This is a genomic window from Paenibacillus lentus (assembly GCF_042714055.1).
GTDB lineage: Bacteria > Bacillota > Bacilli > Paenibacillales > Paenibacillaceae > Fontibacillus > Fontibacillus lentus_A.
Window position 1 is genome coordinate 462,314 of sequence record NZ_JBHGVC010000003.1, and the last position, 26,169, is coordinate 488,482.

General features: G+C 49.7%; 29 protein-coding genes. 26 read left to right on the top strand and 3 right to left on the bottom strand.

From position 1 onward, the window contains the following. The first annotated feature begins 27 nt into the window (after positions 1-27). The 19 genes from accB to ACE3MQ_RS08975 all read left to right on the top strand — a co-directional run bounded on the left by accB (position 28) and on the right by ACE3MQ_RS08975 (position 17,501). Complete coding sequence (accB, locus tag ACE3MQ_RS08885) at positions 28-525, top strand: acetyl-CoA carboxylase biotin carboxyl carrier protein (protein ID WP_379392247.1); 498 nt, start codon at positions 28-30, stop codon at positions 523-525. A 64-nt stretch (positions 526-589) separates the two neighbouring features. After that, positions 590-1,933 carry an acetyl-CoA carboxylase biotin carboxylase subunit gene (accC, locus tag ACE3MQ_RS08890; RefSeq protein ID WP_379392248.1) on the top strand — a complete coding sequence of 448 codons (1,344 nt, stop codon included), beginning with the start codon at positions 590-592 and terminating at the stop codon, positions 1,931-1,933. 113 nt (positions 1,934-2,046) lie between these two features. Beyond that, complete coding sequence (locus ACE3MQ_RS08895; RefSeq protein ID WP_379392249.1) at positions 2,047-2,454, top strand: Asp23/Gls24 family envelope stress response protein; 408 nt, start codon at positions 2,047-2,049, stop codon at positions 2,452-2,454. 69 nt (positions 2,455-2,523) lie between these two features. Then, the gene (gene amaP, locus ACE3MQ_RS08900) at positions 2,524-3,063 is read left to right on the top strand and encodes an alkaline shock response membrane anchor protein AmaP (RefSeq protein ID WP_379392250.1); all 540 of its coding nucleotides are present in this window, start codon (positions 2,524-2,526) and stop codon (positions 3,061-3,063) included. A 14-nt stretch (positions 3,064-3,077) separates the two neighbouring features. After that, entirely contained in the window at positions 3,078-3,311 is a 234-nt protein-coding gene (locus ACE3MQ_RS08905; protein ID WP_379392251.1) for a DUF2273 domain-containing protein, read from the top strand. A gap of 188 nt (positions 3,312-3,499) precedes the next feature. Next, complete coding sequence (nusB, locus tag ACE3MQ_RS08910) at positions 3,500-3,949, top strand: transcription antitermination factor NusB (RefSeq protein WP_379392252.1); 450 nt, start codon at positions 3,500-3,502, stop codon at positions 3,947-3,949. A 30-nt stretch (positions 3,950-3,979) separates the two neighbouring features. Continuing rightward, complete coding sequence (folD, locus tag ACE3MQ_RS08915; RefSeq protein WP_379392253.1) at positions 3,980-4,837, top strand: bifunctional methylenetetrahydrofolate dehydrogenase/methenyltetrahydrofolate cyclohydrolase FolD; 858 nt, start codon at positions 3,980-3,982, stop codon at positions 4,835-4,837. Positions 4,838-4,867: 30 nt separating this feature from the next. Beyond that, positions 4,868-6,229, top strand: coding sequence for an exodeoxyribonuclease VII large subunit (gene xseA / locus ACE3MQ_RS08920; RefSeq protein ID WP_379392254.1), 1,362 nt, complete (start codon positions 4,868-4,870; stop codon positions 6,227-6,229). Then, positions 6,219-6,503, top strand: coding sequence for an exodeoxyribonuclease VII small subunit (gene xseB, locus ACE3MQ_RS08925; protein ID WP_379392255.1), 285 nt, complete (start codon positions 6,219-6,221; stop codon positions 6,501-6,503). Before xseA ends, xseB begins: the two co-directional genes overlap by 11 nt. Next, positions 6,496-7,398, top strand: a complete 903-nt coding sequence (locus ACE3MQ_RS08930; protein WP_379392256.1) for a polyprenyl synthetase family protein — start codon at positions 6,496-6,498, stop codon at positions 7,396-7,398. The genes xseB and ACE3MQ_RS08930 overlap by 8 nt, the downstream gene beginning before the upstream one ends. 120 nt (positions 7,399-7,518) lie before the next feature. After that, complete coding sequence (gene dxs, locus ACE3MQ_RS08935; protein ID WP_379392257.1) at positions 7,519-9,420, top strand: 1-deoxy-D-xylulose-5-phosphate synthase; 1,902 nt, start codon at positions 7,519-7,521, stop codon at positions 9,418-9,420. A 23-nt stretch (positions 9,421-9,443) separates the two neighbouring features. Continuing rightward, on the top strand, positions 9,444-10,304 hold the full coding sequence (locus tag ACE3MQ_RS08940) for a TlyA family RNA methyltransferase (RefSeq protein WP_379392258.1): 861 nt from the start codon (positions 9,444-9,446) through the stop codon (positions 10,302-10,304). Positions 10,305-10,492: 188 nt separating this feature from the next. After that, positions 10,493-10,999 (top strand): protein kinase family protein, encoded by a 507-nt coding sequence (locus ACE3MQ_RS08945; protein WP_379392259.1) that lies wholly within the window; start codon positions 10,493-10,495, stop codon positions 10,997-10,999. Continuing rightward, positions 10,996-11,445: a transcriptional regulator AhrC/ArgR gene (ahrC, locus tag ACE3MQ_RS08950; protein ID WP_379392260.1), complete on the top strand. Its 450-nt coding sequence runs from the start codon at positions 10,996-10,998 to the stop codon at positions 11,443-11,445. Before ACE3MQ_RS08945 ends, ahrC begins: the two co-directional genes overlap by 4 nt. A gap of 52 nt (positions 11,446-11,497) precedes the next feature. Beyond that, entirely contained in the window at positions 11,498-13,222 is a 1,725-nt protein-coding gene (recN, locus tag ACE3MQ_RS08955; protein WP_379392261.1) for a DNA repair protein RecN, read from the top strand. A gap of 114 nt (positions 13,223-13,336) precedes the next feature. Further along, on the top strand, positions 13,337-14,665 hold the full coding sequence (spoIVB, locus tag ACE3MQ_RS08960; protein ID WP_379392262.1) for a SpoIVB peptidase: 1,329 nt from the start codon (positions 13,337-13,339) through the stop codon (positions 14,663-14,665). A 439-nt stretch (positions 14,666-15,104) separates the two neighbouring features. Continuing rightward, a complete protein-coding gene (gene spo0A, locus ACE3MQ_RS08965) occupies positions 15,105-15,911 on the top strand; it encodes a sporulation transcription factor Spo0A (RefSeq protein WP_379392263.1) in 807 nt (268 codons plus the stop codon). 523 nt (positions 15,912-16,434) lie between these two features. Continuing rightward, positions 16,435-16,743, top strand: coding sequence for an ArsR/SmtB family transcription factor (locus ACE3MQ_RS08970; RefSeq protein ID WP_379392264.1), 309 nt, complete (start codon positions 16,435-16,437; stop codon positions 16,741-16,743). A 134-nt stretch (positions 16,744-16,877) separates the two neighbouring features. Continuing rightward, positions 16,878-17,501 carry a methyltransferase family protein gene (locus ACE3MQ_RS08975; protein WP_379392265.1) on the top strand — a complete coding sequence of 208 codons (624 nt, stop codon included), beginning with the start codon at positions 16,878-16,880 and terminating at the stop codon, positions 17,499-17,501. Between the two features lie 7 nt (positions 17,502-17,508). Here the strand turns inward: ACE3MQ_RS08975 and ACE3MQ_RS08980 are convergent, their stop codons facing one another. Continuing rightward, the gene (locus ACE3MQ_RS08980; protein WP_379392266.1) at positions 17,509-18,159 is read right to left on the bottom strand and encodes an FMN-dependent NADH-azoreductase; all 651 of its coding nucleotides are present in this window, start codon (positions 18,157-18,159) and stop codon (positions 17,509-17,511) included. A 163-nt stretch (positions 18,160-18,322) separates the two neighbouring features. On the opposite strand from ACE3MQ_RS08980, the gene ACE3MQ_RS08985 reads away from it, so the two are divergent. Beyond that, complete coding sequence (locus tag ACE3MQ_RS08985) at positions 18,323-18,532, top strand: hypothetical protein (protein WP_379392267.1); 210 nt, start codon at positions 18,323-18,325, stop codon at positions 18,530-18,532. A 95-nt stretch (positions 18,533-18,627) separates the two neighbouring features. Here the strand turns inward: ACE3MQ_RS08985 and ACE3MQ_RS08990 are convergent, their stop codons facing one another. Further along, the gene (locus ACE3MQ_RS08990) at positions 18,628-18,915 is read right to left on the bottom strand and encodes a DUF2627 domain-containing protein (RefSeq protein WP_379392268.1); all 288 of its coding nucleotides are present in this window, start codon (positions 18,913-18,915) and stop codon (positions 18,628-18,630) included. Positions 18,916-19,097: 182 nt separating this feature from the next. On the opposite strand from ACE3MQ_RS08990, the gene lpdA reads away from it, so the two are divergent. The 5 genes from lpdA (at position 19,098) to lipB (ending at position 24,834) form a co-directional block, all read left to right on the top strand. After that, entirely contained in the window at positions 19,098-20,519 is a 1,422-nt protein-coding gene (gene lpdA, locus ACE3MQ_RS08995; RefSeq protein ID WP_379392269.1) for a dihydrolipoyl dehydrogenase, read from the top strand. 171 nt (positions 20,520-20,690) lie between these two features. Further along, on the top strand, positions 20,691-21,716 hold the full coding sequence (locus tag ACE3MQ_RS09000; RefSeq protein WP_379392270.1) for a thiamine pyrophosphate-dependent dehydrogenase E1 component subunit alpha: 1,026 nt from the start codon (positions 20,691-20,693) through the stop codon (positions 21,714-21,716). A gap of 2 nt (positions 21,717-21,718) precedes the next feature. Further along, positions 21,719-22,705 (top strand): alpha-ketoacid dehydrogenase subunit beta, encoded by a 987-nt coding sequence (locus ACE3MQ_RS09005; protein ID WP_379392271.1) that lies wholly within the window; start codon positions 21,719-21,721, stop codon positions 22,703-22,705. A 17-nt stretch (positions 22,706-22,722) separates the two neighbouring features. Beyond that, positions 22,723-24,102, top strand: coding sequence for a dihydrolipoamide acetyltransferase family protein (locus tag ACE3MQ_RS09010; protein WP_379392272.1), 1,380 nt, complete (start codon positions 22,723-22,725; stop codon positions 24,100-24,102). A 33-nt stretch (positions 24,103-24,135) separates the two neighbouring features. Further along, positions 24,136-24,834: a lipoyl(octanoyl) transferase LipB gene (gene lipB, locus ACE3MQ_RS09015; protein ID WP_379392473.1), complete on the top strand. Its 699-nt coding sequence runs from the start codon at positions 24,136-24,138 to the stop codon at positions 24,832-24,834. A gap of 6 nt (positions 24,835-24,840) precedes the next feature. Here the strand turns inward: lipB and prli42 are convergent, their stop codons facing one another. Further along, a complete protein-coding gene (prli42, locus tag ACE3MQ_RS09020; RefSeq protein ID WP_379392273.1) occupies positions 24,841-24,942 on the bottom strand; it encodes a stressosome-associated protein Prli42 in 102 nt (33 codons plus the stop codon). A 77-nt stretch (positions 24,943-25,019) separates the two neighbouring features. Between prli42 and ACE3MQ_RS09025 the strand changes: the two genes are divergently transcribed. Beyond that, a complete protein-coding gene (locus tag ACE3MQ_RS09025; RefSeq protein ID WP_379392274.1) occupies positions 25,020-26,147 on the top strand; it encodes a M20/M25/M40 family metallo-hydrolase in 1,128 nt (375 codons plus the stop codon). The last annotated feature ends 22 nt before the right edge of the window (positions 26,148-26,169 follow it).

The window sequence follows — 26,169 nt, forward strand, 5'->3', positions numbered from 1 at the left end:
GAAAAAGCTGAAGGAGTGAAGGAAATTATGTTCAAATTGAATGAAATCAAAGAGCTTATCGAACTATTGGACAAGACCTCTGTTCATGAGCTTGAAATCGAAAACGAAGGTACTAGATTATGTATTCGTAAGCCAGGCAAAAGCGAGCTTGTGCACGTTCAGCCAATGATTGCATCGAGTGCGCCTCAGACTTTGGCGCCGCTGCAAGCCGCACCGGTTGCTGCGGACAATAATCAAGCCGACGCTGCCGGACAGAGTGCAGAAAACGCAGCTGCCGACGCTAACCTACATAAGATTGTGTCCCCGATGGTTGGAATATTCTATAGAGCTTCTTCCCCGGATGCAAACCCTTATGTCAATGTAGGGGACAAGGTAGGCATGAAGACGACCGTCTGTATTATCGAAGCAATGAAGCTGATGAACGAGCTGGAGGCAGAAGTCAAGGGCGAGATTGTGGATATTCTCGTAGAGAACGGGCAGCTCGTAGAATACGGACAGCCTCTCTTTTTGGTGAAGCCGGAATAAGCTACGGTTGAAAGAGGCCTTGGTTAAAGGTCTTATCTAGCTTTCCAAGGAGGATGGGAGATCAGTGAAATTTCAGAAAATATTGATTGCGAACCGCGGTGAAATTGCTGTACGAATTATTCGTGCCTGCCGAGAGCTCGGCATTTCGACCGTGGCCGTATATTCGGAAGCGGACAAGGACTCGCTTCATGTCCGTCTTGCGGATGAAGCCTATTGCATTGGACCGACATTGTCCAAAGACAGCTATTTGAATTTTACCAATTTGATGAGCATAGCGACGCTTACAGAGTGCGACGCAATTCATCCGGGATACGGCTTCCTGGCCGAAAATGCCGATTTCGCAGAAATATGCGATTCCTGCAATATTACCTTTATCGGTCCTTCTCCGGAAGCCATTACGAAAATGGGCGATAAGTCTGTAGCCAAGCAAACGATGAAGAGCGCCAACGTACCTGTAATACCAGGCTCTGACGGCTTGGTTGAAGATTTGGATGAAGCGGTTATAATCGCTCGCGACATCGGTTATCCCGTCATTATTAAGGCTACTGCGGGCGGCGGCGGCAAGGGGATTCGCCTTGCAGAGGACGAGTCCTCGCTTATTCAGCAAATTACGATGGCACAGCAAGAAGCGCAGAAGGCTTTTGGCAATGCCGGCGTTTATTTAGAGAAATATTTGACGGGCATGAAGCACGTTGAAATTCAGATTATCGCAGACAAGCATGGCAATGTCGTTCACCTAGGGGAACGGGACTGCTCCGTTCAGCGCAGACGCCAGAAACTGGTGGAAGAGGCCCCATGCCCTGTGCTTTCTCCAGAGAAGCGTCAGGAAATGGGCGAAGCGGCAGTGCGTGCCGCCCTGGCAGTTAATTATTCCGGAGCGGGGACGTTAGAGTTTCTGCTAGGCCCTGACGGCCAATTTTATTTCATGGAGATGAATACGCGCATTCAGGTAGAGCATCCTGTTACCGAAATGATTACCGGGATCGATCTGATTCAGGAAATGATCTCCGTTGCCGAGGGCAATCCGCTCTCATTCAAGCAGGAGGATGTCATCCTTACCGGCTGGTCTATCGAGTGCCGGATCAATGCCGAGGATCCGTCGCGCAATTTCATGCCATCTCCGGGCAAGATCGGCTTCTATCTCGCTCCGGGCGGACCGGGTGTCCGCGTGGACAGCGCAGCTTATCCGGGATATATGATATCTCCGCACTATGATTCCATGATTGCCAAGCTGATCGTTTGGGCTGCCACTCGTGAGGAAGCGATTGCAAAAATGAAGCGCGCCTTGGCCGAGTTCGCGATTGAGGGTATTCATACGACCATCCCGTTTCATCAGAAGCTGCTGGATCATCCCGTGTTTATTCGAGGCGATTTCGACATTAAATTTTTGGAAGAAAATGAGATTTAGATTTCGCAGACAGTTTGTCATAATGATCCTGAAATGATATAGTATTTATAATAAGTGGCCAGCCTCTTTGTCATGAGGTTTTGTCAAACTTATTGAGAGGTGGATGAATAGTAATGAGTACATTACCTACTGAATTTGAACGTACGGATATTGGTGAAATCCAAATTGCTCCCGAGGTTATTGAGGTAATCGCCGGCCTTGCTACAGTTGAAGTAAAGGGAGTTGCAGGCATGAGCGGCGGCTTCGCCGGCGGCATCGTTGAGCTGCTTGGGAGGAAGAATCTGTCCAAGGGCGTTAAGGTTGAAGTCGGCCAGCGGGAGGCAGCTGTTGACGTATCCGTAATCGTGGAATACGGCAATCGTTTGCCGGAGGTAGCTACGGAAATCCAACGCAACGTGAAGCGTTCTATCGAAACGATGACCGGACTGACCGTGGTAGAGGTTAACGTACATATTCACGACGTCATTTTTAAGGCAGCGGAGAGAAGTGAAGAGACGGAACTGAACCATAGGGTGAAATAATGATCCAGCTTAAAACCCCCGACGATCACCGTCAGGGGGTTACTATAATTTAAGGAGGCTCTATCCGTCGTGCCAAAAATTTTGGACAGACTTCTGCTGTTTATTTACAGCTTAAGTATCGGAATACTATCCGTGATCGCCATCCTCCTGGTGACGAATGCCGTGCCTGTCAATCTGAAGCAATTCAATCAGAACTCGTGGATTATCGCTGCCATCATCGTGGCTGGCGTGCTGTTTCTGCTCAGTATTCGCTTTTTCTACATTTCGATCAAGCGAGATCGCGGTTCGCTTCCATCCATCGATCAGCGAACGGATTACGGTGATATCCAGATCTCGGTGGAGACGATTGAGAATTTATCCTACAAGGCAGCGTCCCGGGTGCGAGGCATTCGCGACGTGAAGACCCGTATCCGCATTATGGACTCGGGCCTAGAGATCATGGTTCGCGCTTTGGTCGACGGTGAGACTTCCATTCCGGAGCTGACGGAGGAAGTGCAGAAGCAGGTACATGATCATGTAGAGGATATCACGGGCATCCCCGTATCTTATGTTTCGGTGTATATTGCTAACCTTGTACAGTCTCCTGCCATCAAAAGCCGGGTTGAATAGGGGTGAAGCTCCCGATGAATTGGAAGCAATTATGGGAGGGTTATAAGGGACGCTTGCTGGGAACGGCGGCAGCGGTATTATTCATTCCCATTTATCTGTTTTTCGGATTTTGGAACATGTTATTTTGTGCGCTTCTCTTATATGTCGGTTATACGATCGGCAAATATAAGGATCTTGACCAAGGCCCGCTCATTCCGTGGAGAGAGCTGATGGACTGGTTGAATGCGCGCTGGCGCCCTTTTAAATGATTCCTGTGATATGCTGTCCTCCGGAAAAAGAGCTATTTTTTCTTCTTGCCCATTTTTGTGGAGAGAGCATGTCACGGGTTTTTTTTGTTTGAAATTTTGACTGGGTGTAATAGAACTCGAGCATTTTGGTTCATCATTTAGAGTAGGGAAGTATAATCGTTGTCTTATGGAGGTTAAGGAGGAAGCAGATGAAACGGAGACTGGCACGAGAAATTGCGATACAGAGCCTGTACCAAATGGAAATGAACGAGGTTGACGCGGAGGAAGCCGTATCGATGCTCATGGCGGAGGCGGCCGGCGAGAACGAAAGCGAAGTCGAAGTAACCGAAGTCAACAAGACGACATCCTTCGTATTGGAGCTCGTACGTGGCACATGGGAGCATAAAGCGGCAATTGACGAAATGCTGGCCGATTACTTGAAAAACTGGCAGGTTAGCCGTTTGTCCAAGGTGGACAGGCAGGTGCTGAGATTAGCGGTATACGAAATGGTATTCCGGAATGATGTGCCTGGCAAAGTAGCCGTAAACGAAGCGATTGAGCTGGCCAAGCATTTTGGCGTGGAGGAGTCCGGGAAATTCGTCAACGGAGTACTCGGAAAAATGATTCATGATTTGGAGAAATTGAAAACCCAAAAATAAGTTCAAAATAATAATCAAGGGGAGAAGTCAATGTCAGCATCAATCATTAATGGAAAACAGGTATCTGAAGAAATTAGAGCCAGTCTTCGCCAAGAAGTGGAGCAGCTCGCCGGCAAGGGCTTTACCCCGGGCTTGGCCGTTGTCCTCGTGGGAGAGGACCCGGCTTCCCAAGTTTATGTGCGTAATAAGGAGAAGGCCTGCCATGATCTGGGTTACTATTCCGAGGTTCACCGCTTGCCTGCTGCCACAACGCAAGAAGAGCTGCTTGCGCTCGTGGATAAGCTGAATCGGCAAAGCAATATTCATGGCATTCTCGTGCAGCTTCCGCTGCCAGGCCATATCGAGGAGAAAGCGGTCATCGATGCGATTGCGGTGGAGAAGGACGTGGACGGCTTCCACCCGGTCAATGTCGGCAATCTGGTCATCGGCGATGACAGCCTGCTTCCTTGTACGCCTGCCGGCGTCATCGAGTTAATCAAGCGCACCGGCATTGAAATGTCCGGGAAGCATGCCGTGGTCATTGGCCGGAGCAATATCGTCGGCAAGCCGGTATCCCTGCTGCTGCAGCGCGAGAATGCGACAGTAACGATGTGCCATTCCCGCACGGCGAATATGAAGGAACTGACGAAGCAAGCCGATATTCTTGTGGTCGCGATTGGCCGCGCAAACTTTGTGGATGCCTCTTATGTAAAGCCGGGGGCGGTTGTGATTGATGTAGGGATGAATCGCCTAGATAACGGCAAGCTCGCGGGAGATGTTGATTTCGAAAGCGTGAAGGAAGTTTCCGGTCCGATTACGCCGGTTCCTGGCGGTGTTGGCCCGATGACGATTACGATGCTGATGCAAAATACGCTGATCGCAGCCAAACGGCTTCAGGGCCTGGCCTAAGCCGAAACGAAAAAGGGGGAATGAAGCCCCATGGAACAGAAAATATATACAATCAAGGAATTGAATCGTTATATTCGCATGAAGATGGAGTCGGATACGCTGCTTTCAGAGGTATGGATTCGCGGAGAGATATCCAACTTTACGCATCATTCCAGCGGACATATGTATTTTACGCTGAAGGATAAGGACAGCCGGATTAAGAGTATTATGTTCGCATCGCACAATCAGCGGCTGCCGTTTATTCCAAAGGAGGGTACCCGTGTCATTGCCCGGGGCAATGTGTCTGTGTACGAGCGGGATGGGCAGTATCAGTTCTATGCGACACAAATGCAGCCCGATGGAATTGGCAGCCTTTACTTGGCCTTTGAACAGCTGAAGCAGAAGCTGGAAGCCGAAGGGCTGTTCGCGCCCCAGCGGAAGCGGCCGCTGCCTGCGTTTCCGCGCGTGATCGGCGTCATTACGTCCCCGACCGGTGCAGCCGTCCGGGACATTCTGACGACGCTCGCAAGGCGCTATCCGCAGGCGGAGGTCGTGCTGCACCCGGTATTGGTGCAGGGCAAAGGCGCTGCGCCGTCCATCGTCAAGGCGATCCGGACGATGAACGCGCTCGGCGAGGCCGACGTGCTGATCGTCGGCCGCGGCGGCGGCTCGCTCGAGGAGCTGTGGGCGTTCAACGAAGAGGCGGTCGCGCGCAGCATCTACGACTCGGCGATCCCCGTCATCTCGGCCGTCGGCCACGAGACGGACTTTACGATCGCCGATTTCGTCGCTGACCTGCGGGCCGCCACGCCCACTGCCGCCGCCGAGCTCGCCGTGCCGCACGCCGCCGAGCTGCGCGAGCAGCTGCGCCAGCGCGAAAGAGTGCTGCAGCAGGGCTTGCAGCACCAGCTCCGCCAGGCGCAGGAGCGCTTGCGCCGCCTGGCGGCATCGCCGGCGCTGCGGCAGCCGCGGCGCAGCCTGCTCCAGCACGCGGAGCGGCTGGACATGCTGCAGGCGCGGCTTGTGCGGCGCATGCGGGCGCAGGCGGAGCTGACGGGCGGGGCGCATGCCCGCCTGCATCAGCGCCTGCTGCGCTACCATCCGCAGGATACGCTGGCGCTGACGAAGCGGCGCCACGAGGATGCGGAGCGGCTGCTTCGCTCGGCGATGAACGGCATATTGAAGGAGAAAAGTCAGAAGCTGTCCTATGGCATAAGGCAGCTGGATGCCCTCAGCCCATTGAAGGTAATGGCTAGAGGCTACAGTCTTGTATATGACGAGAAGGGGCGACGCTTAGTCAAGTCGCTGAATGACGTAGAGCCTGGAGACTTGGTCAGGGTCAAGCTGGCCGATGGTGAGCTGGATTGCCAAGTTTGGGGCATGAGGGGAGAAGGTGACGATCATGGAGACTGAGAAGCAGAATCTAAAGGAGCTTGCGGAACGGAATTACAGCTTTGAGGAAGCGATGAACGAGCTGGAGAATATCGTGTCCCAACTGGAGCATGGAGACGTGCCGTTGGAGAAGGCGATTGATTTGTTCCAGAAAGGCATGCAATTATCGCAATTATGCGGCAGCAAATTATCTCAGGTTGAACGAAAAATTGAAATGATCATGGAAGCCGATGGAGAAATCGTGAAGAAGCCCTTCGATCCACTGATCGAAGAGAGTGGTGATTCGGTTGGATAAGCAGGAGATCACGCCATATATCGAGGAAATATCGGCTCTTGTAACCTCTCAGCTGCAGCAGACGGTTCCGGCTACCTGGGATATTCCTGCGCATTTGAGAGAGGCCATGAGCTATTCTCTTATGGCTGGCGGCAAGCGCCTTCGGCCGCTGCTGGTCATCGCTGCGGCAGAGGCGCTTCAGGGCCGCCGCGAGGCGGCGCTGCCCGTCGCCTGTGCCGTAGAGATGGTACATACATATTCTCTGATTCATGATGACCTCCCGGCCATGGATGATGACGATTATCGTCGCGGCAAGCCTACGAATCACAAAGTATTCGGGGAAGCCATGGCGATATTAGCGGGCGATGCACTGCTGACCCATGCGTTTTACAGTGTTGTCCAAGCCAGCAGACATCATGGTGTTCCTGCAGAAGCTGCCTTGGCTATTGTAGAGGAGCTGTCGCTGTTTGCTGGACCTTCCGGCATGGTTGGCGGACAGGTCGCCGATATGGAAGGAGAGCAGGGTCTCACCAATCTTGACCAGCTTCGTTACATCCATGAGCATAAGACGGGGGATTTGATCGTCTTTTGCCTTAAGGCCGGCGGGCGCATAGCTTCGGCAACAACAGAGCAGCTCCAGGCCTTGGAGACTTTTGGACGGGCTATTGGGCTCGCTTTTCAAATTCAGGATGATATTCTTGACCTCGTTGGAGACGAAAGCAAGCTGGGCAAAAAAACGCAAAGCGATGTCAAGCAGCAGAAGGTTACGTATCCTTACTTCATCGGTTTGGAAGAGTCGCGGGCTGAAGTAGACCGTTTGACCAAGCAGGCGAAGGAAGCGGTTTCAGGTGGTGTGATTCCTCAGCCGGAGTGTCTAATAGGAATCGCAAATTATTTAATGAACCGGGATCGTTAAAAAACGATGGAGAAGCCGCGTAAAACAAGGATAACTTCGACAAAAGCTATTCATATGCTATAATTAGTGTCATTATATTAGCAACATGAGAAATCCAATGAAGGAAGCGGGGAATTCGCTTTGCTGCTCTCTCAAATTAATGAGCCCAACGATCTGAAACAATATTCAATCGAACAATTGACGCCACTAGCTGCTGAGATCCGTCAGTTTCTTATTGAGAAGCTGTCCGCAACAGGAGGACATCTTGCGTCCAATTTGGGTGTGGTGGAGCTGACAATCGCGCTGCATTATTGCTATAACAGTCCGAGGGACAAATTTATTTTTGACGTCGGTCATCAAGCGTATGTCCATAAAATATTAACCGGGCGCATGGATCGGTTTGATACATTGCGTAAGCATAATGGCTTGTGCGGATTTGTGAAGCGCTGCGAAAGCGAGCATGATGTATGGGAAGCTGGTCACAGCAGTACATCGCTCTCGGCAGCTATGGGCATGGCCTTGGCCAGGGATTTAAAGGGCGAGGACAATAAAGTTGTCGCCATTATCGGCGATGGTGCCTTGACGGGCGGCATGGCTTTTGAAGCCTTGAATCATATCGGCCATGAACAGAAGGATTTAATGGTTATTCTGAATGACAATGAAATGTCGATTGCGCCTAACGTAGGTGCGATGCATAATTATTTGACGAAAATCAGATCCGATAAAAATTATTTGCGCGCCAAAGATGAAGTAGAGCAATTGCTCAAGAAAATTCCGGCCATCGGCGGCAAGCTGGCCAAAACGGCGGAGCGGCTGAAGGATAGCTTGAAATATATGATGGTATCCGGCGTCCTTTTTGAGGAGCTAGGTTTTACGTACCTTGGCCCGGTTGACGGCCATGACCTCGGAGGATTAATCGAAGCGTTTACTCAGGCTAACAATGTGAGCGGCCCAGTGCTGGTTCATGTGCTGACGACAAAAGGAAAAGGCTATACGCCTGCGGAAGAGGATTCTCACAAGTGGCACGGGATTACGCCGTATAAAATCGAGTCTGGCCAGGTGCTTAAAGCGGTAGGCAATCCAATGTATACCGAGGTATTCGGCAAGACGTTAATCGAACTGGCGGAGCAGGATGAACGTATTGTTGCGGTAACCCCGGCCATGCCTGGAGGTTCCGGGCTGGTAAAGTTCGGTGAACGTTTCCCGGATCGGATGATCGATGTAGGCATTGCTGAACAGCATGCGGCTACGATGTGCGCGGCGCTGGCGATGGAGGGAATGAAGCCGGTTTTTGCGGTGTATTCCACATTTATGCAGCGAGCATACGATCAGATCGTCCATGATATATGCCGCCATAACGCGAACGTTATGTTCGCTATTGACCGTGCCGGCTTTGTAGGCGCGGACGGAGAGACGCATCAAGGGGTTTATGACATCGCCTTTATGCGCCACATTCCTAATATCGTGCTTATGATGCCGAAGGATGAGAATGAGCTGCGCCATATGATGAAGACGGCGCTTGAATATAATGATGGCCCGATCGCCTATCGTTACCCTAGAGTCAACGTTCCCGGCGTTCCGCTTGATGAACAGCTTGTGCCTATACCGATCGGAAGCTGGGAGAAGATTCGTGAGGGGGATCAAGTGGCCATTCTCGCTGCAGGCCCTATGGTTCAGGTTGCCGAAGAAGCGGCGGAGACGCTAAAGCGGGAAGGCGTTAATGTGGCAGTGGTAAACGCCCGCTTCCTTAAACCGTTAGATCATAAAATGCTGGTTAGCCTGGCGGGAACGAAACTGATTGTACTTGAAGAAGCTTCGCAGGCCGGCAGCTTGGGAAGCGCGGTGCTGGAGTTCTACACCGAGCAGGGATTGGCCGGCGTAGATGTGTCCTTAATGGGCATTCCTGATCGGTTCATCGAGCATGGCAGCATTAAAGAGCAGCTCCAGGAGGTTGGATTGACTGCAGAAAATGTTGTCCAGCACATTCAACAGTATCGGGCAGAGCATCAGTTTACATTTGGCAAAAAAGTCAAACCATCATAACGAGACGAAGTCAGGAGAATGTTATGGCTGTTTCGAAGGAACGCATAGATGTCCTGCTGGTCGAGCAAGGATATTTCGACAGCAGGGAAAAGGCCAAAACCGCGATCATGGCGGGACTCGTATTCGGGAATCAGGAGCGGATCGAGAAGGCAGGAACCAAAGTACCGAGAGACACAAAACTGACAGTCAAAGGGGCTCTCCACCCGTATGTAAGCCGGGGCGGATTGAAGCTGGAGAAAGCCTTGAAGCAGTTCCAGATCGACATGAAGGAAAGGGTTATGCTCGATATCGGCTCTTCTACCGGCGGATTTACAGATTGCGCTCTTCAGCATGGCGCGAGCTATGTATATGCGATCGATGTGGGCTATAACCAGTTGGATTGGTCGCTGCGAAACGATGAACGCGTTAATGTGAAAGAGCGAACCAATTTTAGATACATGACGCCTGAAGATTTGGACGGCCCAAGCCCCGACTTTGCCAGCATCGACGTATCATTTATATCGCTGCGCATTATTTTGCCGCCACTCGTTGCCCTGCTGAACAAGCCCGCGGATATCGTTGCCTTGATCAAGCCGCAATTCGAAGCGGGACGTGAAAAGGTCGGGAAATCCGGGGTCGTACGCGATGCCAAGGTTCATCAGGAGGTATTGGAGACTGTGCTTGGTTTTGCGAGGGAGCTGGGATACATTTTGCAGGGACTCACTTTCTCCCCGATTACGGGCGGGGAAGGCAATATCGAGTTTTTGGCGCACTTAAGGCTCTTATTTCCAGAAGAAGAGGAAATGGGCCCTGATACAGAAGCATTGCAGCATATTCGCGAAACATCACTGCGCGTTGTGCAGGAAGCGAAGGATACATTTACGACAAAAAGCCCATCCTATTGATGGGTTTTTTGTTGGTTTCTATCTATAGATTTTTTCTTATGCATTTATTCATTAAGATCTTGCATATAGAACGGATGTTCGCTTATAATGGTTCCATACGAATAAATATGTAACGATACTTAACAATATCCACTTTGAAACAGGAGGTTATTCGAAAAACGTCGAATTATTCATCTGAGGTGATTTCGATGAGTGAATATACCGATGGTTTTCTCATGGTGGTCATTACGGGAATTGTGCTATTGCTGCTGTATCGGGGATTTAAAATATGGCTGCGCAAACCTTTCACCCTAGGCTCAGGCGTCGGCTTTGAGTTTAATGAGAACATTCAAGGGCATCCTGCCGTTGATTTGCTGGAGTCAGCAGGCTATGAGATTGTCAGCGATAAGCTGAAGGTTCCGCTAGCCTTTCGAGTGGATGCTCAAGTGCTTCACAGCCGGTTATACATCGATTATGTCGCGAAGAAGCATGGAGAATACTATTTGGTGAGGAGAACCAGGGAACGTCAGCCTATGGAATGGACAGGCGCCGGACTCCGCAGGGATATCCTCCCGTACTTGCTTTTGTATCCTGATTGTGCAGGGGTACTTTATATCGATACCGAGCTGGGGATCATCAAAGAAATCACCTTAAGCACGGATTTGGATGATGCCGAAGAGGCATCGCATATTACGGATATATGGAGGACAAGATGAAGGGTCAACGGCATATTAAGATCAGGGAAATTATTTCCGGCTATGAGATTGAAACTCAGGATGAGCTGGTCGAAGCGCTGCGTCAAGCAGGATTCCAGGTGACTCAGGCCACGGTATCTCGCGATATTAAGGAGCTTATGCTAATCAAGGTGCCCACGGACGATGGGAAGTATAAATATTCAATGCCTACGGCACAGCGTTATAATCCGGTGCAGAAGCTGCAGCGGGCGCTTGTGGACAGCTTCGTGCATATCGACCACACCGGCAATTTGGTTGTGATGAAATGCTTGCCGGGAACAGCTAATTCGGTGGCGGTTTTGCTCGATAATATGGAATGGCCCGATTTACTCGGTACGATTTGCGGTGATGATACGATTTTGCTGATTTGCCGCAATGAAGAGTACAGCCATTACGTCATCGATCAAATTATGGCGTTTATTTCATAGTTTTATTGACTTCGTTGTCGTTCGTTACTATTGGCGAAGGGAGTGCCGTTATTTGCTGGTTCATTTATCCATTCGTAATTTAGCCGTTGTTGAAGCGGTTGATGTCACGTTTGACCGGGGATTTCATGTATTGACCGGTGAGACTGGGGCAGGTAAATCGATTATTATTGATGCGCTTGGACTTATATCCGGGGGCCGGGGCTCGGCTGATTTGATCCGCTACGGCTGCGACAAGGCGGAGATGGAAGCGGCTTTTGATCTAAGCGATCATCATCCCGTATGGGCCATTCTGACTAAGCTGGGCATTAGCGCGGATTCTGGAGAAACGCTAATTATTCGGCGCGAAATCAGCGCCCAAGGCAAGAGTTCAGCCCGGATTAATGGTCAAATGGTCAACCTGTCCATGCTTCGTGAGGTGGGTGAGGGCTTGATCAATCTACATGGTCAGCATGAGCATCAGACGCTGCTTCATCCGGAGCGGCATTTGAAGCTGCTCGATGCCTTCGGCTCCGAGGAGCTTGCAGCTGTTAAGGCTAAGTATCAGGAAGCCTTCTCGGCATTTCAACGGGTCGATAGAGAGTGGAGAGAATTGCAAAGCACAAGTCAGCAGGCACTTCAAATGCTTGATTTATATCGTTTTCAGCTGGAAGAGATCGCGGCAGCCGCCCTAAAGCCCGGCGAGGATGAATTACTTTCGGAAGAAAAGGTCAAGCTATCCCATAGTGAGAAAATGATGGACTCCGTATCCGGTGCTTATGACTTGCTCTATGGACCTCAAGGACTAGAAGCAATTGCAAAGGCGGTATCTCGGCTGGAGGATGTGTCCAGTTATGATCCGAAGGGGATTGCGCCTTTGTTAGAGCAGCTGCAATCGGCCTATTATTTGCTCGAGGATGCCTCTTTTGGACTTCGCGATTATCGGGATAACATTGAGTTTAATCCGAATCGGCTGGAGGAGGTTGAAGATCGTTTGGATCTAATCTCCACATTGCGGCGTAAATATGGGGACGATGTGAAAGGCATTCTTCAATATTATGAGCAAATTTCTCGCGATACGGAGACGCTTGAGAATAAGGATGAACGATTAGAGAAGCTGTCTGAACAGAGGGAAGAGCTGCTTCAAGCAGCGCTGAAGGAAGCGGCAGCGCTAAGTACGGTACGTCAGCAGAAGGCTGCCCAGCTTGCGCAGCAAATCGAAGGCGAGCTTAAGGATTTGCAAATGGGCCGAACCTCGATTGAAGTTAAGCTGGAACGAACATTCGATGCGCAAGGCGTGGAGTGGGGGGGCAGTCGGGTACGTCTTAGTAAACATGGGATGGATAACGCGGAATTCCTGATTTCACCCAACCCTGGGGAACCGCTTCGCTCCTTGAGCAAAATTGCCTCCGGCGGGGAATTGTCCCGGATCATGCTCGCTTTGAAGAGCATATTTGCTCGTCATGACGAGGTTCCTGTGTTGATTTTCGATGAGGTCGATACGGGTGTTAGCGGGCGGGCGGCACAATCCATTGCCGAGAAGCTGTATCGTCTATCCAGTACGTGCCAAGTGTTTTCGATTACCCATTTGCCGCAGGTCGCTTGCATGGCGGATCAGCAATATTTGATCGAGAAGGTCGTGGCAGATGGACGTACGATGACCAGGGTGGAGCATTTAGAGGAAGACGGACGAATTAATGAACTGGCCCGTATGCTCGGAGGTGTGGAAATTACCGACCGAACGCGCCATCATGCTCAGGAAATGCTTAAACTGGCACAGGCCCAAAAGGGTTCGATTTAACGACCGGAACAATGATTGACAGTAATAAAAGACCACGCCCGGGGTATCTTAAAGGTACGCAATTGGCGACCACCTTTTCGTCAAGCGAAAGAAGCTAAGGGAGCGTGACAGCCATTGAACCCGAACCTCAGGAATAGATTTCTCGGTCTTTTACTTGCCTTCTTCTTTTGTTTTCTTGGCACGTCTGCCGTTGAAGGTCATTCGCCGATGCTGCCGGATGAACTGCGTATGTTTCAAGGCCAGGGTGCACAGATCGATTTGGCCATACCGGTACAAGCCGAGGTTAGCGTTGACCGACCGGATGTTGTGATGCTGAACGATCAGCCTAATTCCTCAATGAAGGTATCCCTCGGCTCACCGCTTAAGCTATCCCCGCTTAGCAGCGGTGAAGCAAAGCTCCGCATGAAGCTTTTTGGGCAAATTCCTCTCAAGACAGTTAAAGTGAATGTAATACCCGACTTAAAGGTTATACCGGGGGGACAAACGATCGGAGTTAAAGTAAAATCCGATGGAATCCTCGTTGTGGGTCATCATCTTGTGAATACGGAAAAGGCCAAAATGTCGCCCGGCGAGGCGTCCGGCATCCAGCCGGGAGATCTTATAACCCATTTGAACGGTTCCCGTCTTAAGGATGTCCATGAGGTGGCATCTTTGGTAGAACAAGCGGGCAAAAAGAATCAGCCCCTTAATGTCGTTTACAAAAGAAATAATCGTGAATTCACCACTTCATTAAACCCTGCCTTTGACAAGCAGGATAAAGCATGGAGACTCGGTTTGTACATTCGCGATTCAGCAGCGGGAGTCGGTACATTAACGTTCTACGCACCTAATCAAGGCGTCTATGGAGCACTTGGGCATGTCATAACCGACATGAATACGCAAACGCCAATCGTTGTAGGCAGTGGACAAATTCTTCAGTCCAGCGTGACATCCATTTCCAAGAGCGAGAGCGGTGAACCGGGAGAGAAGCGGGCTCATTTTGTCAAGGAAGGGAAAACTCTTGGAACGATTGAGCGCAATACGCATTTCGGCATTTTCGGTAAGATGTCGGAAAATCCGGATCACAGCGTATATAAAACACCGATCCCAGTTGCTTTTTCCGAGGAGGTCAAGGAGGGTCCCGCGGAAATATTGACGGTTGTGGAAGGCCAGCAGGTGGAACGATTCAAGGTGGAAATCGCTCATGTATCCAAGCAGACCGTGCCGCAGACCAAAGGCTTAGTCATACGCATTACCGATCCAAGGCTGGTTGAAAAGACCGGAGGCATTGTTCAAGGGATGAGCGGGAGCCCAATTATACAGAACGGCAAATTGATCGGGGCGGTAACCCATGTATTTGTCAACGATCCGAGATCAGGCTACGGATGCTTCATTGAATGGATGCTGCAGGATGCCGGAATCTTGAAAGGGAACACGACATCAACCAATCTTAAGGCGAGCTAGCGCCTTAAGATTGGTTTTTTGTTTTACCTTGATTCAATGTATTAGTTCCGCAGCAGAACTTGGATATACTTAAACTCCTCATTATGAAGATTTTTAATCAAATTCTAATATTAGCACTGCTAAGATGTGATTTAGTTTCTGTGGAACTTTGGCACTTGCTTCATCAAGATTTAAATTATATGCTTGTTGGGAAGCAAGAGCGATTTCACCATAACACTTAACAATGCTGTAGTGTCGCGTAATTACGACATAATGAAGTCAAGGCTTGTCGAATGGAAACGAATTACATCACTATTTGTAAGCAACAATCAATTATATATCAAATTATTAAAAAAATAAATAAAAATAATTTTCGACAGAAGGAATTTACTTTTGAGTGTCGAATCCTTATCCTGGAAGAAGGATTAAGGAAACTCATAACACAAGGAGGAAGTCGTCAGTGCAAAAAATTGAAGTGTTGTTGGCGGATGATAATCGGGAATTCACGAATTTGCTTGCAGAGTACATTTCTGAGCAGGATGATATGGTTGTTTCAGGTATCGCCTATAACGGCGAGGAAGTTTTGGAGATGATTGAACATGCTTCTAAAGTTCCAGATGTTCTGATCCTGGATATCATTATGCCGCACTTGGATGGATTGGGTGTGCTGGAACGTTTACGCGATATAAATGTATCTCCACAGCCAAAGATCATTATGCTGACTGCTTTCGGACAAGAGAATATTACACAGCGTGCGGTTCAGCTTGGAGCATCGTATTATATTCTAAAGCCGTTTGATATGGAAGTGCTGGCCAATCGAATCCGGCAGCTTGTTGGAGTTCAAAGCATATCCTCCAGCAGTTCACCATCTTCATCCTTTTCGAAGTCGAATGTAGTACCGCTTGGCAAAGGCAAAAATCTGGATGCGAATATTACTTCCATCATTCACGAAATCGGTGTACCTGCCCATATAAAAGGGTACCAATACTTGCGAGAAGCTATCACCATGGTATACAACAATATTGAAATTTTAGGAGCGATCACCAAAACGTTATATCCAGCCATCGCAGAGAAGTTCAAGACGACTCCGTCACGCGTTGAGCGAGCGATTCGCCATGCCATTGAGGTTGCTTGGACGCGCGGCAATATCGATAGTATAAGTCATTTGTTTGGTTACACGATCAACATCAGTAAATCCAAGCCAACGAATAGCGAGTTTATCGCCATGGTGGCCGACAAGCTGAGAATTGAGCATAAGGTTAGCTGAAAGCTTGATCAGATCCGGAAAAATGATGTTGACTAGATTCTCAATATTTTATCGGACAGTGCTCGGAGGCTCCGATAAACTATTGGGGCGCTATGCCGTTAAATATTTCGGTTTCACTTCTTCCTTCTCAAATCAAACTTAACGGATATTTAGCGTAACAATTTAATCCCAGCCCGCACAAATAACATTCATATTTTTCCTACCGCCCATCTTCTCGGCTATGCTGAGAGGTGGGCGGTATTCATTTTTATATCCGGATGAATAAGGGGTACAAGCTCGTCGGATTATTTCCGCCCAAAACCCAAAAAACTCCAGATACAAGGTATCTGGAGAAGAGAAGTAAAAAAGGTTATGAAGAACGATGTCTTCATTCTAATTGTATGATTTGAATAATGCAAATTCAAGAAGAATTTGTTGGAAATCCACAGATGGCACCAGGAACAGATTGACAGATGGCATAATATCATTATAATCTAAATATATGAACATATGCTCATATATAGATTGCGGAGGTGATGAACCGATGGATAAAAATCAACATTCTGTCTTAAGAGCAGATATTATAGACAAGGTATCAACGATTTTTAAGGCGTTATCCGATCCGACGCGAATTCGTATTCTTTATTTGTTGTCGGAAGAGGAATGCGCGGTCTCGTATATTGCGGAAAACTTAGAGCTATCACAGTCTGCAGTTTCGCATCAGCTCAGTTTACTGAGAAATTTACGACTCGTGAAGTATAGGAGAGAGGGCAGCACGTTATTTTACACCTGCGATGATGAACACGTTATTTCTTTGCTGAAGCAAGCGATAAGTCATGCTGACTGCAAGTAAGGGCATATTCACATATTTGAACGATGGAATAGGGGATAGAGATTCGTTTAAGCTGCTGCCTCGTCGAACAAAGAGGAGTAGGCCAAAGGATACTCGACTTACTTTTTCTGACGTGAAAAAAGGAGCTGATTTTTATGCAAATTGTTAATCTGGCGAGTTTAAGCTTATTTCTCATTTTTCTGACGAGTTATCTCATGAAATTATGGATGCTCCGAACCAAGGGACAGATTCGAGCAAATGTGCTTGGAAAATCGGGAAAACCGCTGCAAGTCCGCATTGTGGAATCAGGAGTCAAGCTGGCAACGCTGATTTGGGGCGGATTATGGTTTGCATTGAGCTGCTTTGGCGATGCCTGGCTCAAAGCTGCTTCGATTCCGTTAGGAGAGGGTACATTGGCCATTTCGGTAACCGCTGCCGGAGTGCTGGTAACGGCATTGGGCTTGGTGTTCTTTATCATTGCCATGCTCCATATGAGGACATCCTGGAGGGTTGGGATCGACAAAGCCACCTCAACGGAGCTAGTCATGAACGGTATATACCGATACAGTCGAAATCCCGCTTTTGTTGGATTTGATCTCATGTTCATCGGCTTGTTTCTTACCTATTTGAATTACGTAACTTTAATCGTCTGCCTTATGAACATCATTTTTCTGCACCTGCTGATTCGCCAGGAAGAACGGCATTTGGAAAGTGTATTCGGGGATATGTACTGCAAATACATGAGACATACCCCCAGATATATCGGCCTCATCAGGTAAGATCGGCTTAGCCCCCGAATTTATCGAAATTGAAATGAGCAGCGGCTTGAAGCGCTTCGTTGATGGCTTTATCGATAATTTCGCCCTCCATATGCGGAGCCGAATCGATACCTTCCACGTAGACCGTAGGCAGCACTTTAACTCCTAAAAAGGCCAGAAGTCCTTTTATGAACGGATCGGCGTAAGCGTTTTGTACACCATCCGAATAGACGCCGCCGGTTCCATGGAAATGGATCCCCAGCTTATTGCTAAGGAGGCCTTCAGCACCGTGCTCGGTATAATGAAATGTCTTGCCTGCCACGGCTACCGTATCCAAATACGCCTTAAGCATGGGAGGTACGCCCAGGTTCCAAAGCGGAGAGGCGATTACATACTTATCGGCATCTATAAATTGCTGGGTTAAGGCATCGAATTTGCCGAGCTTGTCCTGCAGCTGTTCATCGAACTGGTCGAAGGGCGTCCCGTTACGAAGCTGTCCCCAGGCGTTAAGCAAGGACGCATCGATCAGGGGGATATCCATGTTATACAAATCCAGTTCTATTACGCGATCCTCCGGGTATAAACGCTTGCACTCCTCTAGGAAGGCTCTGGCCACGCGAGTACTTCGCGATTGCGGCTCCGGCAGCGGGCTTGACTTGATAAAAAGTATAGTTGACATCAGATTCCACCTCTTTTGGTATCATTGGATTGATTATCTTCATCCTATCATACCTTCAATCGAGATGGAATGAAGCCCTAACTCATCCGTTTATGATACAATAATTGGAGCGAACTGCAGCACAGTCCATATTTGTTACGGATGTAATAAGAGGAGCAGGAAAATGAACAATATATCGTTAGATAAGGAAAAATATAAGACATTATTGAATGATTCAACGTTATCGGAGCAGCATCGAGCGCTAATCGAAGAGTTGTTGGAGACGGCTGGACAATTGTCGGCTGAAAATATGAGACTGCGGCGAACGCTGCTTCGAGTATCTTCCAATGGCCCAAGAATGTCCAGCAAGCTGAAGGATGCGCTATATGAATAGTTGAATCTTTCATAACAAACAAACCCTCTTGGGCTTGGCTAAAGGCCTGGCTCAAGAGGGTTTGTTATTTAAAGACAGTGTTCCATACATGAGTACTAAGATGTGGGAGTTTCTGTCTTCTTCTTAATGCGCGGGCCCAGATAATTGCGTTTATGATCCCGAAAATAAATCCAACCACCCAAAAAGCCGATCCCTGCCACGAATAAAACGAGGCCGAAACCGAAATCAAGCCAGTCGAAGCGAATATGGGTTAAAGAATCGTCTCCGTGTCTGGACATATATAGAAATAAAGCATCCTTCATTTTAAGGAAGCCGATCATGGCAGCAATACCGGGTATAACAAGAATAATAATCGCGATAAAACGGGATATCATTAATTTCATGGGCTTGTGTATTTCCTTTCCTTGTAGATTACCATCATCAGTCATGATCACTTTACGTTAATCATACCTTCTTCTTAGACGACTGTCTATTTCGTTCTTTATTTGTAAAGTGATTAAAACGAGGTACAATAGGAAACGAGAAGTGAGTGTGGCAATTTTTCGGGATAGGTGGAGATCAATATATGACGATTACATGTGATGTAGCGGTGTTAGGTGGAGGAACTGGAGGGTATGTAGCAGCGATTCGCGCGGCTCAGCTCGGCAAGCAGGTAGTCATTATCGAGCAGGACAAGCTTGGGGGGACATGCCTGCACCGGGGCTGCATTCCAAGCAAGGCGCTGCTGCGCAGTGCAGAGCTGTATGCACATATGAAGGACAGCGCAAGTTACGGAATCGAGACTCAGGGTTTATCTCTTGTTTTTCCAAAGGTGCAGGAGAGAAAGCAGGGCATCGTGGATCAGCTTCATAACGGAGTTCAATACTTGATGCGTAAACATAAAATCGAGGTCATCCATGGAAAAGGCAGGGTGATCGGTCCTTCGATCTTCTCTCCAAAGAGTGGTGCGGTCGCAGTTGAACTGCATGATGGGGAAATGGAGACGATCGTGCCGACGAACCTGATTATCGCAACCGGGTCAAGGCCTCGAGTTCTTCCAGGTCTTGAGCCGGACGGCAAGCACGTGCTGAGCAGCGACGAGGCATTGCTGCTGGAAGAACTGCCGGCTTCTATAATTATAGTTGGCGGCGGTGTAATCGGCGTTGAATGGGCTTCCCTGCTCCATGATTTCGGTGTCAAGGTAACGGTAGTCGAGGCCGCCTCGCAGCTTCTTCCGAATGAGGATGAAGAGGTTGCGCGTGAGCTGCAGAAGCAGCTGCAGCGCCGTGGAATAGAAATAATAACCGGATACCAGGTACAGCCGGATACATTGAATAAGGACGAAGCAGGTATCGTCATTACAGCAAAACAAGGCGAAGATACGCTGCAATTGCAAGCAGACAAGCTGCTGCTATCGATTGGGCGTCAAGCGAATATCGAGAACATTGGCTTGGAGAATACGGATATTGCCTTGCAGCAAGGATTTATCCGCGTGAATGATGTGATGCAAACGACAGAGCCTCATATCTATGCGATCGGCGATTGCATCGGGGGGCTGCAGTTGGCTCATGCCGCAAGCCACGAAGGTTTGGTTGCCGTGCATCATCTGGCAGGGGAACCGCCCCACGGCTACAATGTCCGGCATGTGCCTCGCTGCGTATATACCCGCCCTGAGGTTGCTTCCGTTGGATTGACGGAGAAGGAAGCGAAGGAAAAGAACATTGACGTAAAAATAGGGAAAGTACCTTTCTCGGCGATTGGCAAGGCCCTTGTTCACGGCGATAAGGAAGGATTTGTGAAGGTGATCGCTGATCGGAATAGCAACGATATTGTAGGCGTGCATATGATCGGCGCTCATGTAACTGAGCTGATTGGACAAGCAGCGCTGGCTCAAGTGCTGGATGCGACGCCATGGGAGATAGGGCAGACTGTCTTCGCTCATCCTTCGCTTTCCGAAATCTTGGGGGAAGCCTCGTTAGCCGTTGATGGCAAAGCGATCGGGATATAAAAAGTATCCGGATAAGTCACATAATCCACACAAACGTTGCAAAGAACATTTTCTTTTTGCGAGAAAAGGGATTATAATAAGGTTAACCCAAGTCTTAGTACCAGGTTTTAAGATAAGAGCAAACATATGCAATAAACGACTACTGGGTTCTAATCGAAGGAGGTAACTCCCATGAACGCAAAAATATCAATGAAGACACAGCCCAAGCATGAGCAAGTCGGATTGACGGATGCTGAAGTAGTGGACATGTACAAATATATGCTGCTCGCGCGCAAGTTCGACGAGCGTAATTTGCTGCTGCAGCGGGCGGGCAAAATTAATTTCCACGTTTCCGGCATCGGACAGGAGGCGGCTCAGGTTGCCGCAGCCTTTGCCCTAGATCGCCAGCAGGATTATTTCCTGCCGTATTACCGCGACTATGGCTTTGTTCTGTCCGTGGGAATGACGCTTGAGGAATTAATGCTGTCCGCATTCGCCAAAGCGGATGATCCGAATAGCGGCGGCCGGCAAATGCCCGGCCATTTCGGCAGCAAACGATTGCGGATCGTCACGGGCTCCAGCCCGGTGACCACCCAGGTGCCTCACGCTGTCGGCTTTGCGCTTGCCGCAAAAATGAAGAAGAAGGATTTCGTATCCTTCGTTACTTTTGGGGAAGGCTCGAGTAATCAGGGAGATTTCCACGAAGGCTTGAACTTTGCCGGCGTGCAGAAGCTGCCGGTCATTTTCATGTGTGAAAATAATCAGTACGCCATCTCGGTTCCGGTGAAAAAGCAGCTCGGAGGTAGAGTCAGCGACCGGGCGCAGGGCTATGGCTTCCCCGGTATTCGCGTGGACGGCAATGATGCTTTGGAGGTCTATCGCGTCGTGAAGGAAGCCCGTGAACGGGCTGTTCGCGGCGAAGGGCCGACGCTGATTGAAGCGATGATGTACCGTCTTTCCCCTCATTCCACGTCCGATAACGACCTCGTATACCGTACAAAGGAAGAGGTTGAGGAGAACTGGAAGAAGGATGGCCTACCGAAGATGAAGAGCTATCTTATCGAAAACGGACTCTGGACTGAAGAGCAGGATGAAGCGCTGGCAAAGGACATCCAGCAGCAGCTGAAGGAAGCGATTGAGCGGGCCGAGAATGCGCCGTTTCCTAAGCCAGAAGATACGCTGCTGCATGTATACGCGGATAGCGAAGGGGAGGGGTAATCATGGCGGTGATGGAATATATCGACGCGATTCGTCTTGCGATGAAGGAAGAAATGGAGCTTGACGACAACGTGTTCGTACTAGGCGAGGACGTTGGAGTAAAAGGCGGAGTGTTCACGACGACGAAAGGGCTTCAGGAGCAATTTGGCGAGCTGCGCGTGCTGGACACGCCCCTGTCTGAATCCGCAATTGCCGGCGTAGCCATCGGTGCGGCGATGTACGGAATGAAGCCGATTGCTGAAATGCAATATTCCGATTTTATGCTGCCGGCAACGAATCAAATTATTAGTGAAGCAGCTAAAATCCGCTATCGCTCCAATAACGACTGGAATTGCCCGGTCGTGATCCGCGCTCCGATTGGCGGCGGGATATTCGGGGGGCTGTATCATTCCCAATGCACCGAATCGATATTTTTCGGAACGCCGGGGCTTAAAATTGTAGCTCCCTACTCGGCATACGACGCCAAGGGTCTGCTTAAAGCCGCGGTTCGCGATCCCGACCCCGTGCTGTTTTTTGAGAATAAGAAATGCTATAAGCTGATCAAGGAAGACGTGCCTGAGGACGACTACATCGTTCCGCTCGGTAAAGCGAATGTGCTCCGGGAAGGGACGGACATTACCGTGATCGGTTACAGCTTGCCGCTGCACTTTGCCATGCAGGCCGCAGAGGAGCTTGCAGCAGAGCAAGGCATCAGCGCCCACATCCTGGATTTACGTACGCTGCAGCCGCTCGACCGTGAAGCTGTAATTGAAGCGGCACGCAAAACCGGGAAAGTGTTAATCGTGCATGAAGATAATAAGACCGGCGGAGTTGGCGCAGAGGTGTCGGCCATCATTGCGGAGGAATGTCTGTTTGAGCTGGATGCGCCCATCGCGCGCCTGTGCGGGCCAGACGTTCCGGCGATGCCGATCAGCCCGCCGATGGAGAAGTTCTTTATGCTCAGTAAAGATAAGGTCAAGGAAGCAATGCTTCAATTGGCTCTGTATTAATGGGAGTGAGGGACGATATGTCATCTAAAAAAACATTGCAGGATGTCGTGATGCCACAGCTTGCGGAATCGCTCGTATCGGCGACGATCGGCAAGTGGCTGAAGAAGCCGGGAGATTCCGTAGAGCAGTATGAGCCGATCTGCGAGGTTATTACCGATAAGGTGAATGCCGAAATTCCGTCCACACTGGACGGGGTCATGGGAGAATTATTGGCAGAAGAAGGCCAGGAGATTGAAGTAGGTGCCGTGATTTGCCGAATCGAAACGACCAGCAGCGAAGGGGCTGACGCGGCAGTGTCCTCTAGTGCTGCTTCAACCGCTACTGCGGGCGAGTCCGCTGCAGCAGCGGGCGGGGCGCCCGGCGATCAAACGCAGCGGAGTCGATATTCCCCTGCCGTCCAGACGTTAGCGCAGGAGCACGGGCTGGATCTAACGGCCATTACCGGCAGCGGACTTGGTGGCCGCATTACCCGCAAGGACGTGCTGAATTATTTGGAGAGCAACAAAGGAGCAGCCGTGCAGAAGGGTTACCCAGCAGCCTCTCCCGCACAGCCATCTCCTGTGTCTCAACCGGTGCCAACGGCAGCATCATCGACGCCGGATGATCTAAGTCGGGCAGCGGCAGAGCGGGTGCGCAACTCAGGTCTGCATCTATCGGAAACTCCGAAGATACCAACGATTGAAGTCGAGGGCGGCGATCTTTCAGAATATTTCATCGATGTGACGCCGATACGTAACACGATTGCTACGCGCATGCGGCAAAGCGTATCGGAAATTCCTCACGGCTGGATGATGATCGAGGTCGACGTGACCAATTTAGTGCAGCTCCGCAATAAGCTCAAGGACGAATTCAGGCAAAGAGAAGGCGTGAACCTGACTTATCTTGCCTTCTTGCTCAAAGCGGTTGTCGGCGCGATTAAGGATTATCCGATCATGAACTCGGTGTGGGCAGTCGATAAAATTATCGTGAAGCGCGATATCAACATTTCGCTTGCTGTCGGTACAGAGGATTCTGTCATGACGCCGGTCATTAAAAAGGCGGATCAGAAAAATATCGCCGGACTGGCCAGAGAGATTGAAGATTTGGCTACGAGGGTGAGAGCAGGCAAGCTGAAGCTGGATGATATGCAGGGCGGAACTTTTACGGTCAATAATACGGGCTCCTTCGGCTCCATTCTGACACAGCCGATCATCAATTACCCGCAAGCGGCGATTCTAACCTTTGAGTCGATCGTGAAGAAGCCTGTCGTCATTAACGATATGATCGCGGTACGCTCCATGGCTAATTTGTGTCTGTCCTTGGATCATCGTATACTGGATGGAGTGATTTGCGGCAGATTCATGCAGCGTGTCAAAGACAATATGGAGAGCTATTCTTTAGATACACAAGTTTACTGATTATATAAGGTCTTCATGAATCCGAGAAAGGCGATGAACCGTATGACGAACTCCTTGGATGTCAGATATTTCCCGATGATGGAATACGGAGAGGCCTGGGATAGGCAAAAAGAGATCGTGAAGGCCATTGACGAAGGACAGCAGCAGGGGCACCTGCTGCTTCTTCAGCATCCGCCAACGTATACGATCGGCTCCTCACGTCATCCGGAGCATCTGCTGTTAAGTCCCGAGCAGCTGAAGGAACGAGGGATTTCATTGTTTGAAATCGATCGCGGAGGAGATATTACCTACCATGGGCCTGGGCAGCTCGTGGGCTATCCGCTGCTCTGGCTCGATGGGAACAAAGGGATAGATCTGCACGGATATTTAAGAGAAATCGAGCAGGTTATTATAAATTACTTGGCCGGGTACGGCATTTCGGGCTCGCGTAAACCGGGTTATACCGGGGTGTGGGTAGGGGATGCCAAAATTGCCGCGATCGGCGTTAAATTCAATAAATGCCGCCGGAGAAAAGGATTTATAACCAGCCATGGCTTTGCATTCAACATTAAATCCGGGATTCAGGAAGATGGCTTCCGAGGCATCATCCCCTGCGGCATTCAAGAATACGGCGTGACTTCTTTGGAGGATATGACCGGGCTTGATTTTTCAGTAGAACAGGTCGCTCGTGAGATCGTACCTTATTTCAATGAAGTGTTTCAATTTACTCTCCTTACAGAGTACTGGGAATAACTGGTGCTAGCGAATGAGCAGCGGCTCTAAAAACGCAAGCAGCATAGAACCGACCATAGCGAATAGCATAAGGTATACGACGACTTTGAACCATTTTTTTTGCATCATCAATAAAAAGCTCCTTTAACAAGTACTTGACCTACATTCTTTAATATTAGCGCAAAAGAGAAAGCGAGGAAAGTCCAGTGATCAATAAGGACAGAATCATCGCCCAATTCATGCAATTAGTGCAAATTGACAGCGAGACGAAGGACGAACGGAAAATTGCGGATTATCTGAAAGCCAAGTTCGCGGGGCTTGGGGTGGATGTTGTGGAAGATGATTCACAGCAGAGAACCGGACATGGGGCGGGCAATTTAATCGCGACCTTGCGAGCAAAGCCAGGTGTTCAGGCCGAGCCATTCCTGTTCACATGCCATATGGATACCGTTGCACCGGGCAAGGGAATTAAGCCTGTTATCGGGGAGAATGGATGGATCCGCAGCGATGGGACGACAATCCTCGGTGCGGATGATAAGGCTGGCTTAGCAGCTCTGCTGGAGATCATTCAGATCCTGCAAGAGCAGCGGCTTCCTCACGGACAAATCCAGTTTGTCATTACCGCTGGGGAGGAATCGGGGCTTCTGGGCGCGCGGGCCATGGATCGCAGTCTTATTGACGCTAGCTTTGGCTTCGCGATAGATTCCAATGGAGAAGTGGGCTCAATTTGTGTCGGGGCACCGACGCAAGCGCGAATCGAGATCGAAATTTTCGGTAAATCGGCGCATGCCGGCGTTAACCCAGAGGATGGAATCAGCGCAATTCAAGTGGCCGGCAAGGCAATTGCCCGGATGAAGCTGGGGCGCATCGATGAAGAAACGACGGCGAACATTGGCAAATTTGAAGGCGGCGGACCGACGAATGTCGTTACGGATTATGCGAAGCTCTATGCCGAAGCGCGCAGTCTATCGCAGGAGAAAGTAGATAAGCAGCTGGCGCTGATGAAGGACGCCGTAGATACGGCCTGCCGTGATTTTGGAGCCAGAGGAGAATTTAGAAGCGATATCATCTATCCCGGGTTTCATCTCGGGGAGCAGGACGCCGTCGTTCAACTGGCCCAAGAAGCAGCAAGCAAGCTGGGTCTCTCCGGACGAACGTTTACCTCCGGCGGAGGCAGTGATGCGAATATTATCAATGGATTCGGCGTACCTACGGTAAACCTTGCCGTTGGATATGAAGAGATACACACGACGCAGGAGCGTATTAAGAGCGAGGACATCGTGAAATTGGCCGAATATGCTCTAGAAATCGTTGCACAAACCGTGAAATCATAATTGAAGCAATGTAACGGAGCAA